18 protein-coding genes are annotated in these 16999 nt (G+C 71.1%); 10 read left to right on the plus strand and 8 right to left on the minus strand.

Annotation, left to right across the window (positions count from 1 at the left end; translation table 11 throughout):
* Positions 1–52: 52 nt before the first annotated feature.
* The 3 genes from AB0D31_RS22230 to AB0D31_RS22240 all read right to left on the minus strand — a co-directional run bounded on the left by AB0D31_RS22230 (position 53) and on the right by AB0D31_RS22240 (position 2911).
* A complete protein-coding gene (locus AB0D31_RS22230; RefSeq protein WP_362725751.1) occupies positions 53–289 on the minus strand; it encodes a hypothetical protein in 237 nt (78 codons plus the stop codon).
* Positions 290–313: 24 nt separating this feature from the next.
* A complete protein-coding gene (locus AB0D31_RS22235; protein ID WP_362725753.1) occupies positions 314–985 on the minus strand; it encodes a DUF4097 family beta strand repeat-containing protein in 672 nt (223 codons plus the stop codon).
* A 240-nt stretch (positions 986–1225) separates the two neighbouring features.
* On the minus strand, positions 1226–2911 hold the full coding sequence (locus AB0D31_RS22240) for a DHA2 family efflux MFS transporter permease subunit (RefSeq protein ID WP_362725756.1): 1686 nt from the start codon (positions 2909–2911) through the stop codon (positions 1226–1228).
* Positions 2912–3215: 304 nt separating this feature from the next.
* Here AB0D31_RS22240 and AB0D31_RS22245 point away from each other — a divergent pair, with 304 nt between their 5' ends.
* Positions 3216–3596, plus strand: coding sequence for an SH3 domain-containing protein (locus AB0D31_RS22245; protein WP_362725758.1), 381 nt, complete (start codon positions 3216–3218; stop codon positions 3594–3596).
* A gap of 247 nt (positions 3597–3843) precedes the next feature.
* A complete protein-coding gene (locus tag AB0D31_RS22250; RefSeq protein ID WP_362725761.1) occupies positions 3844–4719 on the plus strand; it encodes a helix-turn-helix domain-containing protein in 876 nt (291 codons plus the stop codon).
* 6 nt (positions 4720–4725) lie between these two features.
* Here the strand turns inward: AB0D31_RS22250 and AB0D31_RS22255 are convergent, their stop codons facing one another.
* The 5 genes from AB0D31_RS22255 to AB0D31_RS22275 are packed head-to-tail and all read right to left on the minus strand — an operon-like array spanning position 4726 to position 10691.
* Complete coding sequence (locus AB0D31_RS22255) at positions 4726–5694, minus strand: aldo/keto reductase (RefSeq protein ID WP_362725763.1); 969 nt, start codon at positions 5692–5694, stop codon at positions 4726–4728.
* Positions 5695–5696: 2 nt separating this feature from the next.
* The gene (locus AB0D31_RS22260; RefSeq protein WP_362725766.1) at positions 5697–7373 is read right to left on the minus strand and encodes an MFS transporter; all 1677 of its coding nucleotides are present in this window, start codon (positions 7371–7373) and stop codon (positions 5697–5699) included.
* On the minus strand, positions 7370–8056 hold the full coding sequence (locus AB0D31_RS22265; protein WP_362725769.1) for a type 1 glutamine amidotransferase domain-containing protein: 687 nt from the start codon (positions 8054–8056) through the stop codon (positions 7370–7372). Before AB0D31_RS22265 ends, AB0D31_RS22260 begins: the two co-directional genes overlap by 4 nt.
* Positions 8057–8075: 19 nt before the next feature.
* Positions 8076–9239, minus strand: a complete 1164-nt coding sequence (locus AB0D31_RS22270; RefSeq protein ID WP_362725772.1) for a ferritin-like protein — start codon at positions 9237–9239, stop codon at positions 8076–8078.
* A gap of 60 nt (positions 9240–9299) precedes the next feature.
* Positions 9300–10691 carry an MFS transporter gene (locus tag AB0D31_RS22275; RefSeq protein WP_362725775.1) on the minus strand — a complete coding sequence of 464 codons (1392 nt, stop codon included), beginning with the start codon at positions 10689–10691 and terminating at the stop codon, positions 9300–9302.
* Between the two features lie 450 nt (positions 10692–11141).
* Between AB0D31_RS22275 and AB0D31_RS22280 the strand changes: the two genes are divergently transcribed.
* From AB0D31_RS22280 to AB0D31_RS22315, 8 genes are all read left to right on the plus strand, one after another.
* Complete coding sequence (locus AB0D31_RS22280; RefSeq protein ID WP_362725778.1) at positions 11142–11849, plus strand: DJ-1/PfpI family protein; 708 nt, start codon at positions 11142–11144, stop codon at positions 11847–11849.
* A 33-nt stretch (positions 11850–11882) separates the two neighbouring features.
* Positions 11883–12176, plus strand: coding sequence for a putative quinol monooxygenase (locus AB0D31_RS22285; protein WP_362725781.1), 294 nt, complete (start codon positions 11883–11885; stop codon positions 12174–12176).
* A 22-nt stretch (positions 12177–12198) separates the two neighbouring features.
* Positions 12199–12672, plus strand: coding sequence for a VOC family protein (locus AB0D31_RS22290; RefSeq protein WP_362725784.1), 474 nt, complete (start codon positions 12199–12201; stop codon positions 12670–12672).
* A 36-nt stretch (positions 12673–12708) separates the two neighbouring features.
* Positions 12709–14217 carry a GMC family oxidoreductase N-terminal domain-containing protein gene (locus AB0D31_RS22295; protein WP_362725786.1) on the plus strand — a complete coding sequence of 503 codons (1509 nt, stop codon included), beginning with the start codon at positions 12709–12711 and terminating at the stop codon, positions 14215–14217.
* 98 nt (positions 14218–14315) lie between these two features.
* Positions 14316–14741, plus strand: coding sequence for an ester cyclase (locus AB0D31_RS22300; RefSeq protein ID WP_362725789.1), 426 nt, complete (start codon positions 14316–14318; stop codon positions 14739–14741).
* Positions 14738–15361: a DJ-1/PfpI family protein gene (locus AB0D31_RS22305; RefSeq protein ID WP_362725792.1), complete on the plus strand. Its 624-nt coding sequence runs from the start codon at positions 14738–14740 to the stop codon at positions 15359–15361. Before AB0D31_RS22300 ends, AB0D31_RS22305 begins: the two co-directional genes overlap by 4 nt.
* An 8-nt stretch (positions 15362–15369) precedes the next feature.
* A complete protein-coding gene (locus AB0D31_RS22310; protein ID WP_362725795.1) occupies positions 15370–15756 on the plus strand; it encodes a nuclear transport factor 2 family protein in 387 nt (128 codons plus the stop codon).
* 5 nt (positions 15757–15761) lie between these two features.
* Positions 15762–16988, plus strand: coding sequence for a low temperature requirement protein A (locus tag AB0D31_RS22315; RefSeq protein ID WP_362725798.1), 1227 nt, complete (start codon positions 15762–15764; stop codon positions 16986–16988).
* Positions 16989–16999 lie beyond the last annotated feature (11 nt).

A 16999-nucleotide genomic window follows, 5' to 3' on the forward strand; every position in this document is an offset into this window, starting at 1 on the left:
ATATCAAGAGTGGTATCGATTATATCCGGCCTGGTCGCGGGGAGCCAGGGGCTCACATTGTCGCGGCATGCGCGCCCTGGGTGTGCTTGAGGGTGCGCAGGATCAGCCACTGGTCGCCCCACGCCATCGCCGTACCGATGACCGCCATCACGATGCCCAGCGCGAGCTGCCCCGTCGCCGCGCCCAGCGCGAGACCGGCCACCCCGAGCCCGTACCGGATCACGAACCGCACCACCAGCAGACCCAGCGCCAGAAACCGCGTCCGCTTGTTCTTCCACAGCGACTTCATGTACCGAATCCCGGGGGCCGGGGCTCAGAGGCTGCTTGCCGTGATGTCGCCGTACGCGGTGGTGGCGTGGATGGCCAACTCCGCTCCGCTGCCCTTGGAGTTGGTGAGGGAGTTGTGCACGCGGCCGTACGAGGTGCCCGCGTCCAGGGTGGCGTCGGTGCCGGGGGCGGCGCCCACGGAGATCGCGCCGGACTCCGTGCGCAGGGTGAGGGTGCCGTGCAGGGCCTCCGCGACGTGGATGTCGCCGGACGACACCCGGATTTCGCTGTCGCCCGCCAAGCGGCCGACGGAGACGTCAGCGGCGTGCACGGTCAGGCGCAGGGCCGCGGCTTCGTCGACGTGGGCGACGCCGTGGGCGCCTTCGAAGACCACGTCACCGAGACGGCCGGCCGTGCGGAACTCGGCGCCGGCGGTCCTGGCCTCGACCCGGGAGCCCGCGGGCAGGTGGACCGTCACGTCCACGGAGCCCGTGGGGCCGAAGTACTGGTTCTGGGTGGGGGCCTCGATCCGTACGACACCGTCGGTGTGGCTGACCGTGGTCTGTTCGGCGGCCTTCACGTCGCGGCTCTTGGCGGTGTCGGCGGCCTTGACCTCGACGGTGGCGTACGACTGGTCGGCGGCGACCACCCGGATCCGGCCGGCGGGGATGGTGAGGACGGCGGTGATCGGGGCGGCGGCGGTCTCGAACTTCTGCATGGTGTGCTCCTGCGACTCGTTGTCCTGCGCGGTCCCGTCGTCCGGTCACCGCGTCGTGTCGCAGAGAGTGCGCCGGGCCGGTTTCAGCTCGACGTCACCTTGGTTTCAGTGGGGTTCAGGCCGGGTGCGGCCGCGCCGGTTCAGCCCGGCCCCCACCCCTTCCGACCGGCGGGGCGGAAGCGGCGGGGCGGAAGCGGCCGGGGCGAAAGCGGCGGGGCTGAGCCGTTCAGCATGGACCCCTCACATGTGCACCGGCCCCTCCGACGGTCCCACCGCCTGCCGGGGCGGGCCCTTGCGGTAGAGGATGACCGAGACCACCAGGCCCAGGGCGAAGAAGGCCGCCGACCACCAGTACGCCGTCGAGTAGCTCTGCAGCTGGGCCTGGACCTGGGTCGCGGGGGTGGGGCGGCGGCCCACCAGGTAGCTGGTGGCCGCGCTCGTGGCGAGGGTGTTCAGCAGGGCCGTGCCGATCGAACCGCCCACCTGCTGGCTGGTGTTGACCATCGCCGACGCCACACCCGCGTCGTGCGCGGCCACCCCCGCCGTGGCCATGCTCATCGCCGGGGCGAAGATCAGGCCCATGCCGACGCCCATGACGAGGAGCGGGGGCAGGACGTGGCCGGCGTAGCCGCTCGTCGCGTCCAGGGCCGTCATCCAGGCGAGGCCCGCCGCGCCGAGGCCCATGCCGAGCGGCACGATCGGCTTCGCGCCGAGACGCGGCACGAGCTTGTTCTGGGCGACGACCGAGCTGACGATCATCGCGCAGACCATGGGCAGGAACGCGAGGCCCGTGCTGACCGGGGAGTACCGCAGGATCTGCTGGAGGTAGTACGTCAGGAACAGGAACACGCCGAACATGCCCGCGCCGGAGATGAACATGGCGAGGTAGGACGCGCCCCGGTCCCGGTCGAGCGGGACCCTCAGGGGCAGCAGCGGGTGCTTGGCCCTCGTCTGCCACCAGGCGAACGCCACCAGCAGGACGCCGCCCGCCGCGAGGAATCCCCACGTCTGCGGCGAACTCCAGGCGTGGGTCTCGGCGTTGGAGAACCCGTACACGATGCAGAACAGGCCCGCCGAGACCAGCACGGTGCCGGGGATGTCGAGCTTGGGGCGGTCGGTCGGCGCGCCCGGGTGCAGCAGCCGCAGAGCGCCGATGAAGGCGAGCGCGGCGAAGAGGAGGTTGACGTACAGGCACCAGCGCCAGTCGAGGTACTCGGTGAGGATGCCGCCGAGCAGCAGTCCCACCGCGCCGCCGGTGCCGGCGACCGCGCCGTAGATGCCGAACGCCTTCGCGCGTTCCTTCGGGTCGGTGAAGGTGGTGGTGAGCAGCGAGAGCGCCGCCGGTGCGAGCAGCGCGCCGAACACGCCCTGGAGGGCGCGGGCGGTGACGAGGACCTCGAAGTTGGGTGCGGCGCCGCCGATCGCGGAGGCGAGGGCGAAGCCGACGAGGCCGGTCAGGAAGACGACCTTGCGTCCTACGAGGTCGGCGATGCGGCCGCCGAGCAGCAGCAGCGAGCCAAAGGCGAGCGCGTACGCCGTCACGATCCACTGGCGGTTTCCGTCGGTGAAGCCGAGATCGCGCTGCGCGGAGGGCAGCGCGATGTTCACGATGGTCGCGTCGAGTACGACCATGAGCTGGGCCAGCGCGATGACGCCGAGCACGAGCCAGCGGTGCTCGTGTCTGGCCCCGGTGTGCGGCGCCTGCGGCGGGGCCGCGCCCTCACCGGCGTACGCGGCGGACGGGGGCGGGGTCAGCCGTCCGGGCGGGTGCCCGCCCACGGGCTCGCGCGTGGCACCGGCCGGCGTGCCGGGTGCGGCTCCGGCCGGCGTGCCCGGCGGGGAGTCGAGCGCGGACAGATGCTCGGTCGCGGCCGCTATGCGCGCGGCGCGTCCTTCCTCGGCGGCGTCCTTGGTGTGACGGCCCATGTGCGCGTCTCCCTCGGTGATCTCCCGTTCGCGATCGCCCCTTCCTCACGCTAAGTGAGGCCCAGGGGTTCCGCCACGCGAGTGAACGCCGGCGGGGACGCCGGGGCGGGCGGGTGCGCGGGTGGGTCCGCGGATGCCCGTACGGGAGCGGACCGGGCGGAAGTGGCGGGGTCGGCGGGCTTTCCCCGGGCCCGTCCCCGTTCGTCCCAGGGACGGCTGGGACGCATGTCCGCCTCGCCCTCCGGACACCTTTGCTGACACAGGGTCACTTACTCGGGGACCCCGCACCTTGGAGAACACAGACATGAACCGAAGCACCGTGCGCAACAGCGTCGTCGCCGTCGCCGCCCTGCTCGCCCTGTTCCCGACCACCGCGATGGCCGCCGCGCCGGCCTCCGCACCGGCGAAGGCGACCGCCACCACCGCCCGGCACCACAAGCTCCTCGCGCAGGGCACGGTGGTCACCGGCCACGGCCGTCTGCTGCACGTACGAACCGGCGCCGGCGTCACCTACCGGGCCACCGGCACCCTGCGCTCGGGGCACCAGGTGGCGCTGATCTGCAAGAAGGACGGGAGCGCGGTCCACGGCAACCGGGTCTGGTACCGCCTCGCCGCCCACCACGCGCGGTACGTGTCCGCCCACTACGTACGGGTCGCGGCCGGGTCCTCCGTGCCGTGGTGCTGACACGCGTGCGGTTGTGCCGACGCACTGAGCTGTTCCGACGCGCTGAGGCTGTGCCGACGCGCTGAGGCTGTGCCGATGCGCGTGGCGCTGCCGACGCGCTGAGGCCGGATCCATTCGGCACCGCCGGAGGCGATCCGTTCACCCGCACCATCGCCCGTTCGCCCTGGGGGCCGGAGCTTGACTCCGGCCCCTGAGGGGTACGGATGCCTCTCGAACGGGACGTTCTGGACTTTTTGGGAGGGACCGCGTGGCCCAGTGGCAACCGCTGCCCGAGTCGACCCGACCCGAACTCCGGCTCCTCATCGAGGAGTTGAGGCATCTCAAACAGAGCTCGGGGCTGAGCCTCGCCGGCCTCGCGGCCCGCACCACATACAGCAAATCGGCGTGGCACCGCTATCTCCACGGGGACAACCTGCCGCCGCGTGACGCGGTCGACGCCTTCGGCGCCCTGGGCGGCGCCGAGCACCACGCCCGGCTCCTGGAACTGTGGGACTTGGCGGTACGCCCACCGCGGCCCCGGATCGAGACCCCGGGCAACCCGGGCAACCCGGCCGGCCCCGCCGGCACGGCCGGCCCGGCTGACCTCGCCGGCACGGTCGGCCCCGCCCGCCCGGTCCGCCCCGCCGGCCCGGTCACCCGGCCTGCCCCGGCCACCCCCGTCACCACCCTCGCCGCCCCGCCCTCGCCGGAGCCGCCGCCCGCGTCGCCCGCCCGGCGCACCCACCTGCGTACGTTCACGATCGCCGCCGCGCTCGCCCTGATCGGGAGCGCCGCCTGGGCCGCCGTACCGCACGCCTCCCATGCGACCTCCCACGCGACGCCGACCCCGGCCGCGCCCGCGGCGTCCGCCTGCGGGGGCGCCGGCTGCCAGGGCGCCGACCCGGCCCGCTCGGCCTGCCGTAGCGACGCCCGTACGCAGAGCGCGCTGACGACGGCCTCGTACGCGGTGAAGCTCCGCTTCAGCCCGTCGTGCGACACGATCTGGTCGGAGGTGCGCTCCAGCTCGACCGGCGCCGACACCGAGAGCCCCATGCTGGTGGCGCCCGACCCCCGGCAGGCCGAGGCCTGCGCCGAGGTCGGGCGGACAATGCTGTGCACGGGCCACACCCAGGCCGGCCCGTGAGGGGGGTCAGCGACGGGCGCCCTCGATGCGGGCGGCCACCTCGCCGAGGCGGGCCAGGTCGTCGGAGGTGAGGACGAGGTCGGCCGCGGCGGCGTTCTGCTCCAGATAGCTGACGCGCTTGGTGCCGGGGATGGGCACGATGTCCTCGCCCTGGGCGTGGACCCAGGCGAGGGCCACCTGGCCGGGGAGCGCCTCGTGGGCGCCGGCGATGGCCCTGATGAGGTCGAGGGCCTGCTGGTTGGCGTCGAGGTTGTCCTGGCTGAAGCGGGGCATGCCGCGGCGCATGTCGTTGGCGTCGAACGCGTCACGGGTGGTGACCGCGCCGGTCAGGAAGCCGCGGCCGAGCGGCGAGAACGGGACGACGCCGATGCCCAGGCGGCGGGCGGTGGGGAGCACGGACTCCTCGATGTTCCGGGTCCACAGCGAGTACTCGCTCTGGACGGCGGTGACGGGGTGGACGGCGTGGGCGCGCTCCAGCTCGTCGGCGGGGAGTTCGGAGACGCCGATGTGGCCGATCTTGCCGGCCTTCACCAGTTCGGCCATCGCGCCGATGGAGTCCTCGATGGGCGTCTTCGGGTCGACCCGGTGCAGGTAGTACAGGTCGATGTGGTCGACGCCGAGCCGCGTCAGGGACTCCTCGCAGCTGCGCCTGATGTACTCCGGGTCGGCGCGCAGCACCATGCCGGTGCCGGGCCGTACGTCGTGGATGCCGCACTTCGTGGCGAGGACGACCTCGTCGCGGCGTTCCCTGAGCGCGTACCCGACGAGCTTCTCGTTGGCGCCGACGCCGTACAGGCCGGTCGCGCCGTACACGTTGGCGGTGTCGATGAGGGTGATGCCGAGGTCGAGGGCGCGGTGGATGGTGCTGATCGACTCGGTGTCGTTGCCGACGCCGTACGACTGGCTCATGCCCATGCAGCCGAGGCCCTGTGCGGAGACCCGCAGTCCTTGGCTGCCCAGAGCGACCTGTCGCATGCTTACGTCCCTTCGTCGTGGGAGCGGCCCGCGGTGAGGCCGTCCCCCTGGGGGTGATCCCCGTGGTGGTGGAACCAGTGGGTCAGACGGCCGACCGCATGACCACCCGTCAGCAGGTAAAGGGCGTGAGCGAGGCCGGTGCGCCGGCCGTGCCGCAGCCACAGGAAGTGGTGGTGGGGCCGGCTGTCGTGCGGGGTGGGCAGCAGGAAGACCAGGAGCAGCGAGACCAGGGTGAGGCCCGCCATCAGGAACAGGGCCGCCTGGAAGGCGATGCGGTAGCGGTCGGTGCCGGCGCCGGGCCCCGGGTGGGCGCCCAGCATGGAGAAGACCGTACCGATGCCGGCGACGCCGAGGGCCTGGCCGATCTGGAAGGCGGTGGTCAGCGCGCCGGACGCGGAGCCCTTGTCCTCGGGCCGGATGCCGGTCAGGACGATCCCGATGAGCGGGGACATCGTCAGGCCCTGGGCGGTGCCCACGAGCAGCAGCGGCAGGCCCAGGCTCCAGGCCGTCAGACCCGGTCCCGCGAGGTGCGCGGTGAGCCAGGCGGAGAGCAGGCCGCCGAGGAGCAGGACGTGTCCGATGGTCAGGACGGCGCGGCCGAGCCGGGGCACCAGGCGCGGCACCACGAGCGAGGAGAGGAAGAAGGCGATGCCTACGGGGGCGAAGGCGAGCCCCGCCTGGAGGGGGTCGAGTCCGAGGCCCACCTGGAAGGTCAGCGAGGTGTAGACGGCGAGGCCCACGATGGTGATGAAGTACAGCACCCCGATGACGGTGCCGACGGCGAACGCGCGCTGGCGGAAGAGGGCGGGGCGAAGCAGCGGGGTGCGGCCCCGGCGTACCAGGGAGCCCTCGTAGCGTACGAAGAGCGCGAACATCGGGACCGCCGCCGCGAACATCGCCCACGTCCACCAGGCCCAGCCCGCGCCGGGCCCGATCAGGAGGGGAAGGACGAGCAGCAGGAGCGAGGTGCCGAGCAGGCCGGTGCCCGCGAGGTCGATGTGGTCGCGGCCTGCGGGCCGGTCGGGGGCCATCACACGGGCGCCGGTGACCAGCGCGGCGGCGCCGATCGGTACGAGGACGAGGAAGGCGGGGCGCCAGGCGAGGCCGCCCAGGTCGAGCTGGATCAGGGCGCCGCCGATGAGCTGGCCCGCCACGATGGCCACGCCGATGGTGGCGCCGAACAGGCCGAGTGCGAAGTTGCGTTCCTTGCCCTCGAAGGTGTCCTGGATGATCGACAGGATCTGCGGGTAGATCAGCGCGGCGCCGAAGCCCTGGACCAGGCGCGCCCCGATGAGGACGGGCGCGTTGGGTGCGAGGCCGCTGACCAGGACGGCCGCGGTGAACAGGACGAGTCCGCCGAGCAGCACCCGGCGGCGCCCCGACACGTCGCCGAGCCGGCCGCCGGTGATCAGGAACACCGCGTACACCAGGCCGTATCCGGCGACCACGAACTGCGCGGTGCCGAAGCCGACATGGAGGGTCTGCTGGAGCGAGGGCATCGCGAGGTTGGCGATGGAGGCGCCGCCCACGACGAGGAACGTGCAGATCAGGCCGACCCCGAGGACGAACCAGCGGGTGCGGTCGGCGGTGACGGCCAGGGGCGCGACGGGGGCGGCCGCCGCCGGGGGCGCGGCGACGCCGGACGCCGCTCGCGCGGGCCCCGGGGCGGAGAGTGTCATGTGCCGGCCAGGACGAGCACGGTCGCCAGGGCGGTGTCGGTGGCCGACGCCGGGTTCTGGCCGGTGACCAGGCGCCCGTCGGTCACCGCGTGCGCGGCGAACTCGGTGGCGGCGGCCTCGTGCTGGGCGCCCAGCTCCTCCAGCGCGGTCTGGAGCGCGAACGGCACCACGTCGGTGAGGCCGACCGCGGACTCCTCGGCGTTGCTGAACGCCGTCAGCCGCTTGCCCTCGACCAGCGGACGTCCGTCCGAGAGCCGTACGCCGACCAGGGCCGCCGGGCCGTGACAGAGCGCCGCGACGACGCCGCCCGCCTCGTAGACGTCACGGGCGTGCTCGGCGAGCGCCGTCGAGCCGGGGAAGTCCCACATGGTGCCGTGGCCGCCCGCGAAGAAGATCGCGTCGTAGGCGTCCGGGTCGATGGCCTCGGGGCTCAGTGTGTCGGCGAGCTTGACGGCCATCTCGGGGTCGGAGAGGAACGCCTTCTGGATCTCGTCGGACAGGTCGACGCCGGATGCCGGCGGGGTGCCGCCCTGCACGGACGCGAGGTCGACGCGGTACCCGGCATCGGTGAACACCCGCCAGGGATGGGCGACTTCGGGCAGGTAGTAGCCGGTGGCGCGGCCCGTGTCGCCCAGCTCCGCGTGGCTGGTGAGAACGACAAGGACCGTCTTGGTGCGGGGCATGGGATCTCCTGCTGCGGGCTCAGGCCTGGGCGGCGGCGAGATTACGGAAGCGCGGGCCGTAGAAGACCGGCTTGCTCAGGTCGGTGTAGGTGTTGATGAAGCCGAACTCGGCCGGGTACAGGCGCGGCAGGTCGTCGATGACGGACTGCGGGATCTGGCGGCGCATGAAGGTGAAGCAGGAGAACACGCGGAACTTCACCATGTGGTGGACGGCTTCGCCGAAGGTGGGCCACTGGGTGACGGGTGAGCCGTTCCACAACTCGTCGAGGTGGACCATCATGCCGGTGTACGTCTGGTCGAACTGGGCCAGCTCCGCCTCGACTTCGGCGCCGTCGGGGTCGGCGGCGAGGATCTTGGCGTAGCCGTCGGCGGGCACGGCGAGGGTGTTGACGACGGCGGGCCAGTCCAGGCGACTGCCCTGGAAGTGCACGGCCTCGGTGTCGGAGGTGAGCTCGAGGGGCGGCTCGGGCGCGCGGTATTCGCGGCCGTACCAGAGTTCGGCGAACTTGCCGTAGTGCGACTCCTCGTGCTGGAAGGAGGCGCCGGCCTGGATGGTGCCGCTGGTCGCGCCCTCGCCCTGCTCCAGGATCTCGTCGATGCCTTCGAGGAGCTGGTCGACGGGGTCGACACCGGGAGTCGGCACGATGGTCTTGAAGCCGATGTTGTCGCCGACCTGGTTGGCGATGCCGCCGCCCTTGACCGCGGCGCGCAGCTCGTCGGCGTTCTCGACGATCGCTTCCTTGATCTGCGAGTAGAGCTTGCCGATGGTCGGGAAGTCCTCGTGGCTGTACTCGTCGGGCAGCAGGAACAGCGGCGACTCCAGGCGCATGAAGTTGCGCAGCTGCGGCTTGGAGAGCGAGGCGAGCCCGATGTACAGGTCGGGCTCCACACCGCCGGGCAGGCCGCGGCGGGGGAACGCCGGATCGAGGTCCTTGATGCGGGGACGGCCGCCGATGGCCGCGAGCATGTTGCCCGCGATGGCCATGTGGACCATCTCCTCCATCAGCACGCTGCGGACGGTGTTGTAGCTGGTGTAGTTCTGCACTTCGAGCGAGAGCATGGCCGAGGTGTAGATCGGCAGCGTGGAGTGCTCCAGCTCTATCGCGGTCTGGAGCGCGGCGCGGATCCAGGCGACGTTGCGCTTGGCCGGGGCCTTGACGGTCTCGTCCTGGGCGGTGGTCATGGCTCGCTTCCTTTCGTCAGGGGGCGAGGAGGGGTGGAGTGGCGGGTACTGCCGGGCCGTTCAGGCGTTCTGCGCGGCCTTGGACCGGCTGAGCAGGACCACCACGAGCAGCGAGCCGAGGCCGAGCACGACGACGGCGAGGCCGATCTGGTGCATCGAGGCCAGCGTGCCGAGCACGGCGACGCCGAGCGCCGAACCGGCCTGGCGCGAGGCGTTGAGCGCTCCCTGCGCGGTGGCGGCGTGGCGCTGCGGTGCGGCGCCCGCCATGTCGGCGGTCGAGGCGGGGATCGCGGTGGTGGCGCACAGGGCGAGGGCGATCTGGGCTGCGACGAGCAGCGCCAGCGGGGTGTCGGTTCCGGAGAACGACAGGATGGTGCCGGAGAGCGCGCCGGCGGCGAGCCCGAACAGGATGAGCGGCCGGGTGCCGATCCGCGCGACGAGGCGGCCGGTGAAGAACGGCAGGATCGCGAGCGGCAGCGTCATGGGCAGGAACGCCAGGCCGGTCTGGAGCGCGGACATGTGGCGATCCTCGACCATCCACTGGGTCATCGCGAACAGCAGCCCGTAGAACGCGAACGAGGCGGCGGACGCGGCGACCATGTCGGCCCGCACCCGGGAGAGCGAGAGCAGCGCCGGGGGCAGCACGGGCTCGTCCGCGCGGCGCTCCACCACGGCGAGCGCGGCGAAGGCCAGGAGGGCGATGACGATGGCGGCGAGCGGCACGGGGCGCGCCCAGCCGTCGGTGCCGCCGTCGACGAGACCGAAGGTCAGTGCGCCGAGGCCGGCGATGGACAGCACGAGGCCCGGGTAGTCGACCTTGCGGTGTGTGGAGGGCTTGTCGGCCGAGAGCTTCCGGGCCAGCACCACGGTGATCAGCGCGATCGGCGGGTTGACGAGAAACACCAACTGCCAGCCGCCCAGGGCGACAAGAGCGCCACCGAGGACCGGGCCGGAGACCAGGCCGAGGGCGCTGATCGCCGCCCACGCGCCGACCGCGCGGGAGCGTTTGGCGGGGTCGGGGTAGAGCCCCGCGAGCAGCGCGAGCGAGGCCGGCACGAGGCCCGCGGCGGCGACGCCGAGCAGGGCGCGTCCCACGATCAGCAGGCCGGCGGAGTCCGCGGCGGCGCACAGCGCCGAGATGACACCGAAGGAGATCAGGGCGGCCCGGTAGATCCGGCGCGGCCCCCAGCGGTCCGCGAGGGAACCGGCGGCCAGCATCAGGCCGGCGAACACCACGGTGTAGGCGTCCACGGTCCAGGGCAGGGCGCTCGCCGAGGCGTGCAGATCCGCGCGCAGGTCGGGCACGGCCACGTTCAGGATGGAGGCGTCGAGCAGGACCAGGAAGTTGCCCACGACGATGCCGGCGAAACGACCCGCCGTCCGGGTGCTCCGCGGAGCCCCCTTGGGCTCGCTGGATGACCGAGACAGCAGCTCGGAGCTCTCAGTTGTCATGGCGTCAGGCTCCATGCCGGCCCGTGCGGACGGCCAGAAATCCGCATCGACTTTAGTGAACTCGCCCGCACGCCCGTTCCCTCCGGGGGCGCGACCGTTTGCATGCCGGCCTGCACCAGTCCCGCCAGGGGCGCGGGGAACTGCGCGAGACGCGGGCACGGTCCGCAGACAACAGCGGGGTTCCTGGGGCTCCGCCCCAGACGCCGTTCGGCCTGAACGGCCTCGTCCTCGAACGCCGGACAGGCTGTCGGTGCGCCCGGCACCGAGCAGCTGGGGGGTGCGGCGCGGGCGGGACCTGTTCCCCGGAGGTCAGGAAGTATCCGCGGACAGCTCTCACCCCATTTCCCCGGCGCGCTAGCTTCGTCTCCACGACCGGTAATTCCGTGTGCTCCCCGCTCGTCGGGTGAATGCCGCGGTCCGGTAATCCGGAACGAAATGGAGTGGTATTCCATGACCGACATCAAGAGCATCGGTGTGCTCGCGTACGACCGGTGCAGCGAGTCCGACACCATCATTCCCTGGGAGATACTGATCGGTGTCGCGGTCTACCTGAAGGAAACGCAGGACCAGGACATCGAGGTCAAGCTGGTGGCCCTCGAAGAGGGTCCGGTCACCATGCAGATGGGCGCGAAGGTCGAGCCGCACGCGGTGCTCCAGGACAACGACCTCTACGACGTCCTGTACATCCCCGGCGGCCGCGGCTCCGGCGTCGCCACCAAGAACGAGCGGATCCTCGACACGATCCGCCACCACCACGTCAACGGGAAGTTCATCGGCGCCAACTGCGTCGGCGTCGGCATCCTGCAGCGCGCCGGCATCCTCGGCAAGACCCCGGTGACGTGCAGCCCGCCCATCTCGCGCCGCCTCAAGGAGGAGGGCGCCAACGTCGTCGAGCCGCGCCGCATGTGGCTCGGCGCGCCCGAGGACCGCATCTGGACCACCGCGGGCGCCGCGTCGATCAACGCCGGCACCCTCGCGATGGTGAACCACCTCTTCGGCGACGAGGTCGGCAAGGAGATGTCGATGTGGTTCGACACCCGCGCCGCCGAGGGCCACGCCCTCTTCGACGTGGTCGGCACCGAGCTCTTCGGCTACCCCGAGGCCGAGGCCAAGATCCAGGACGAGACCGCGGACATCCTGCTTCCGCCGCTGTACTGACCGCTTCCGCCGGCCGAGCAGACTGGAGGACCCGTGATCACGTGCACCACCGTCCTGGACGTCGCAGAGGGCAACGAAGAGCCCTTCGAGAAGATCCTGAACTCCCTGGTGGACCATGTCCGGGCGCATGAGCCCGGCACCCCGGTGTTCGAGTTCGTACGCCACCGCACCACGCCCCGCAGGTACCTCGTCGTCGAGCAGTACGTGGACGAGGCGGCGCTCGCCGAACACAGCGCGAAGGAATACCTCGCGGACATCGTCCCGACGATGCTGACGTATCTCGCGAACCCCCCGCAGCTCGACGCGTACGACCCGGTCGAGATGTGAACGGGAAATCCAGGGAGCAGATATGAGCGAGCAGCCCTACTTCCACATCGGTGTCGTCGTTCCCGATCTGGAAAAGGCGATCGAGTACTACTCGCGTATGCACGGCCTCGATTTCACCAAGCCCGCGCACGTGACGAATCCGCGCATCGAGGATCCACATCCGCACGAGCAGGTCGTGCACGTCGCTTTCTCGAAGCAGGGCCCGCCGTATTTCGAGTTGATCGAATCGGACGGGGACGAGGGAATCTATTCCTCCGCGAAGGAGGGCCAGATCCTCTATCTGGGGTTCTGGGAGGCCGACATGGACGGCCGGATGGAGAAGCTCCGGGCCGAGGGCATCGGCATCGAGGCGGTGTCCCGCAGCGCCGAGGGCGCCACCCCGGACTGGATCATCACGGAGCCCGACGCCATGGGAGTCCGGTACGAGTACGTCGATCTCGCGGAGAAACAGGCCATCGAGACCTGGATCGAGACCGATGAGTTCCCGGGTCTGTGACCCCGGAACCCGGCAGCGGTCCGAGAGGGAGAACCCATGAAGTATGACCACATAGTCGTCGGTGCCGGCTCGTCCGGCGCCGTCCTGGCCAGCAGGCTCACGGAGAACTCCGGCGTCACCGTCCTGCTCCTGGAGGCCGGGCCCGACTGGGCCGACAACGCCGACATCCCGGGCGACATCACCAACGCCCGCACCGTGTCCGTGGAGGACCACGACTGGGGCTACTCGGCCGAGGCCGTGCCCGGCCGGTCCCTCACCTACGCCCGCGGCAAGGTGGCCGGCGGCTGCTCGGCCGTCAACGGGGCGATCGCGCTGCGCGGCATCCCGGCGGACTACGACGAGTGGGCCCAGCTGGGCAACGACCAGTGGTCGTGGAGCTCGATGCTGCCGTACTTCCGCGCGATCGAGGACGACCAGGACTTCGGCGGGCCGCTGCACGGCAAGGGCGGCCCCACCCCGATCGTGCGCCACACCCGCGACGAGCTGGTCCCCTTCCAGGCCGCCTACCTCGAAGCCTGCATCGACCAGGGCTTCGACTACGTCGAGGACCACAACGACCCGGAGTCCACCGGGGTCGGCCCGATCCCGATGAACCGCCGCGGCGACGTGCGGATCTCCACCGCGATCGCGTACCTCACCGAGGCCCGCAAGCGGAAGAACCTCACCATCCGCTCGGGCGCCACCGTGCACCGCGTGCTGTTCGAGGGCACCAAGGCGGTCGGCGTCGAGGTGGAGAGCGGCGGCCGGCTGGAGAAGGTCTACGGCGACCAGGTCACCCTGTCCGCCGGCGCCCTCAACTCGCCCGCGATTCTGCTGCGTTCGGGCATCGGCCCGCAGGAGCAGCTGCGCGCGCTCGGCATCGAGGTCGTCCTCGACCAGCCGAACGTGGGCGAGAACCTCATCGAGCACCAGCAGATCACCGTGGGCCTGCTGCCCAAGGACGGCGTCACCGACCCCGACGACCCGGATGTCCAGGTCCTGGTGCGGTACACCAACCCGGGTTCGCAGCAGTTCAACGACATGCAGCTGTACTTCGTCAGCCGCTACGTCCCGGTCACCCACCGTCCGATCAGCGTGATGAGCGTGCTCCAGAAGCCGCAGTGCCGCGGCCGGGTGTCGCTGCGCAGCGCCGACCCGGGCGTCCACCCGGAGATCGCCCTCAACTCCTACGGCACGGAGGCCGACCGCAAGATCGCCCTCGACGGCGTGCGGCTCTCCTGGGAGATCGCCAACTCCAAGCAGATCCAGGACCTGTCGTCGGGTCTCTCGGACAAGCTGACGCAGCGTCAAGTCGATGACGACGCGCAGCTGCTCGACTACATCCGGGAGAACTCCGCCACCCTGTGGCACCCGGTCGGCACCGCCAAGATGGGCTCCGCCGAGGACTCCACCGCCGTCGTCGACCAGCGTCTGCGGGTGCACGGCGTACAGAACCTGAACGTGGTCGACGCCTCCGTGATGCCGACGCACGTCAGCGCCAACCCCAACCTCACCTGTTACGTCATCGGTGAGCGCGCCGCGGAGTGGTTCCTTCAGAACGCCTGAGCCCGCCCGGTACTCCCGGCCCGGGCCGTACCCCCCCTTCCACGGCCCGGGCCGGGCACGTGGCAGTCAACCGACCGTTTCGCACGAGGAGTTCACTCATGGCCGACGTCACCGACGAGGGATCCAAGCTCGTCCGGCTCTACTACGAGCAGTTCCTGACCGCCCCCGGCGACCTCCAGATCGCCGACCGGATCATGGCGCCCGACGTGGTGTTCAACAACCCCATCTCCCCGGACGGCATCCACGGCCTGCCGGCGTACAAGGAGTTCGCGCTGCGCTGGTACGGCGGGTTCCCGGACCGCGTCTTCACCATCGACGACCTCCTGGAGCAGGGCGACAAGGTCGCCGCGTCGTTCACCATCACCGGCACCCACCGCGGTGTGTTCATGGGCGCGGCCCCCACCGGCGGGCACATCACGGTCCGCGGGATGAACATGTTCCGTATCGAGGGCGGCCTCATCAAGGAGGTCAACGCCTTCTTCGACCCGCACCAGCTGCTCGCACCGCTGGGCCTGGACGGATGAGCCCCGCGCCGGCGGCGAAGGGGAGGATCGCGGTCCTGATCGAGGAGCACTTCGACCAGAGCGAGTTCCGCGCGTTCAACGGGTACTTCCCCAGCCAGGGCTACACGGTCGAGTACGTCTCGCACCTGTGGGGCCAGCCGTCGCTGACCTTCGGCAGCAACCCCGACAACGGCTCTGTCGAGGAGCACATCACCGTCACCACCGAGGTCGCCTCGATCGACCCGGCCGACTACGACGGCGTGATCCTGATCGGCGCGTATGCCATGGACCGGCTGCGCTACCAGGCCCAGGTGGCAGGTCCCCGCAGCCGCAACAAGGCGCCGGCCGTGGAGTTCCTGCGTGCGGCGATGGCCGTGGAGGGCCTGAAGGTCGGCACGATCTGCCACTCCTTGTGGCTGCTCTGCGCCGACCGGCAGCTCCTCGAAGGCCGCCGGGTCACCTGCGCCCACAACATCGTCTGTGACGTCGAGAACGCGGGCGCCGAGGTCGTCTACGAGGGCGACGGCACCGCGGAGCTGGTGGTCGACGGCGATCTCGTCACGGCCAAGCACCCCGAGATGACCGACCGGTTCATGGACACCTTCGTCCGCGCGATCGAAGCGGCCGACCGACACCGCTAGGAGAGGCCATGCCCAACCAGCAGCAGATACGCGCCGCCGTCGACGGCTACGCGGAGAGCTTCAGCAAGAAGGACCGGGACGGTTTCGCCGCCCTGCTCGCCGAGGACGTCGTCCAGTACGAGCCGGTCGGCGCCCCCGCCAACCAGGGCAGGGCCGCTGTCGTCGGCTTCTTCGACGGGGTCTTCGAGGTGATCGACCGCGTCGAGTTCCGGGTCACCGATGTGGTGGTCACCGGCGACGAGGCCGCGTTCAGCTTCCACATCACCGCCCACAAGAAGGACGGCGGGAGGGTCGAGGACCGCGGCATCGACACCTTCCGGGTCGGTGACGACGGCCTGATCACCGAGATCAAGGGCTACCACGACGAGGCCCACACCCAGGTCGCCGGGGGCTGATCGGCATGCGGGGGGTCCTGGACGCGCCCGAGGCGGGCGTCGCGCGTGGTACCTACACCGGCAAGGTGCGGCTGCGCCGCGGCCGGGTGCGGCTGAGGGTGTCCAACGAGGGCCACCACCGTGCCGCTTCCCCGCTCGAGCTCTTCTTCGACCTGGTCTTCGTGGTGGCGGTCGCCGAGCTCACCGAGGTGCTGCTGCACGCACCGACCTGGGCGGGGGTGCTGCGGTTCACCGCGCTGTTCGTACCGGTGTGGTGGAGCTGGGTCTGCTACACCTTCTACGCCGACCGCTTCGACAACGACGACCGCGTCTACCGGCTGATCATGATCGCCGCGATGATGGCGGTGCTGACCCTGTCGGTGGCCGTGCCGACCGCCTTCGCCGGCGGACCCGGCGCGAAACGGTTCTCGCTCGCCTACTTCGTGGTGCGGCTGATCCTGCTCGGCCTGTATCTGCGCGCCCACTACCACGTACCGCGGGCGCGGCCCCTGACCACCCGCTTCCTCCAGGGGTATGGGTTCGGCGCGGTGATCTGGGGGGTCTCGGCGCTGGTGCCGGCGCCGTACTGCTACGCGCTGTGGGCGACCGGGGTGACGGTGGAGCTGCTCACCCCGATCGTGTCCACCTCGGCGATCGCCAAGGTGCCCTTCAACGTGTCCCACGTGCCGGAACGGTTCGGCCTGTTCACCATCATCGTGCTCGGCGAGGTCGTGGCGCTCAACGCGATCGGGATCGCGGCCAGCGGGCTGCGCGGCGGGACCCTGGCCGTGGTGGCGGGGTCCTTCCTGATCGCCGCCGGCCAGTGGTGGCTGGTCTTCGACCACGTCGACGCGAGCCCGCTGCGCAAGTGGCGGCTCACCGGCCAGGCGTACGTCTACGGCCACCTCTTCGTGCACGGCGGTATCACGGTGACCGGCGTCGGCGGGCTGCTCGCCGCGCAGGCCGCCAACGGCGGCGGCCGGATGCCCCTGGACGGCGGGCCGGTGCTCTGCTTCGGCATGGCGGCCTTCCTCTTCGGGGTGGGCGCCATCCATCTGCTCAACGTGGGGCGCCGGGGCGACCTGCGCTCATGGTCCCGGCTCGGCCTCGGCGCGGCCTTCGTGCTGTTCGGCGTCGCCGGCGGCGCACTGCCCACCGTGCTCATCGAAGGGGTCCTGGTGGGCGGGATCACCTGCCAGATCCTCGTGGAGAGCCGGGCCCCCGCGGTGAGCGACGCCGCAAGCAACCACTGACTGGGAGACAT

This window comes from Streptomyces sp. NPDC048361 (genome assembly GCF_040651795.1).
Taxonomy (GTDB): Bacteria; Actinomycetota; Actinomycetes; order Streptomycetales; family Streptomycetaceae; genus Streptomyces.

What these genes read in the sequence shown, in the direction of transcription:
- AB0D31_RS22230 (WP_362725751.1), bottom strand. Translation starts at nt 289, where the DNA reads ATGAAGTCGCTGTGGAAGAACAAGCGGACGCGGTTTCTGGCGCTGGGT.
- AB0D31_RS22235 (WP_362725753.1), bottom strand. Translation starts at nt 985, where the DNA reads ATGCAGAAGTTCGAGACCGCCGCCGCCCCGATCACCGCCGTCCTCACC.
- AB0D31_RS22240 (WP_362725756.1), bottom strand. Translation starts at nt 2,911, where the DNA reads ATGGGCCGTCACACCAAGGACGCCGCCGAGGAAGGACGCGCCGCGCGC.
- AB0D31_RS22245 (WP_362725758.1), top strand. Translation starts at nt 3,216, where the DNA reads ATGAACCGAAGCACCGTGCGCAACAGCGTCGTCGCCGTCGCCGCCCTG.
- AB0D31_RS22255 (WP_362725763.1), bottom strand. Translation starts at nt 5,694, where the DNA reads ATGCGACAGGTCGCTCTGGGCAGCCAAGGACTGCGGGTCTCCGCACAG.
- AB0D31_RS22260 (WP_362725766.1), bottom strand. Translation starts at nt 7,373, where the DNA reads ATGACACTCTCCGCCCCGGGGCCCGCGCGAGCGGCGTCCGGCGTCGCC.
- AB0D31_RS22265 (WP_362725769.1), bottom strand. Translation starts at nt 8,056, where the DNA reads ATGCCCCGCACCAAGACGGTCCTTGTCGTTCTCACCAGCCACGCGGAG.
- AB0D31_RS22270 (WP_362725772.1), bottom strand. Translation starts at nt 9,239, where the DNA reads ATGACCACCGCCCAGGACGAGACCGTCAAGGCCCCGGCCAAGCGCAAC.
- AB0D31_RS22275 (WP_362725775.1), bottom strand. Translation starts at nt 10,691, where the DNA reads ATGACAACTGAGAGCTCCGAGCTGCTGTCTCGGTCATCCAGCGAGCCC.
- AB0D31_RS22280 (WP_362725778.1), top strand. Translation starts at nt 11,142, where the DNA reads ATGACCGACATCAAGAGCATCGGTGTGCTCGCGTACGACCGGTGCAGC.
- AB0D31_RS22290 (WP_362725784.1), top strand. Translation starts at nt 12,199, where the DNA reads ATGAGCGAGCAGCCCTACTTCCACATCGGTGTCGTCGTTCCCGATCTG.
- AB0D31_RS22295 (WP_362725786.1), top strand. Translation starts at nt 12,709, where the DNA reads ATGAAGTATGACCACATAGTCGTCGGTGCCGGCTCGTCCGGCGCCGTC.
- AB0D31_RS22300 (WP_362725789.1), top strand. Translation starts at nt 14,316, where the DNA reads ATGGCCGACGTCACCGACGAGGGATCCAAGCTCGTCCGGCTCTACTAC.
- AB0D31_RS22305 (WP_362725792.1), top strand. Translation starts at nt 14,738, where the DNA reads ATGAGCCCCGCGCCGGCGGCGAAGGGGAGGATCGCGGTCCTGATCGAG.
- AB0D31_RS22310 (WP_362725795.1), top strand. Translation starts at nt 15,370, where the DNA reads ATGCCCAACCAGCAGCAGATACGCGCCGCCGTCGACGGCTACGCGGAG.
- AB0D31_RS22315 (WP_362725798.1), top strand. Translation starts at nt 15,762, where the DNA reads ATGCGGGGGGTCCTGGACGCGCCCGAGGCGGGCGTCGCGCGTGGTACC.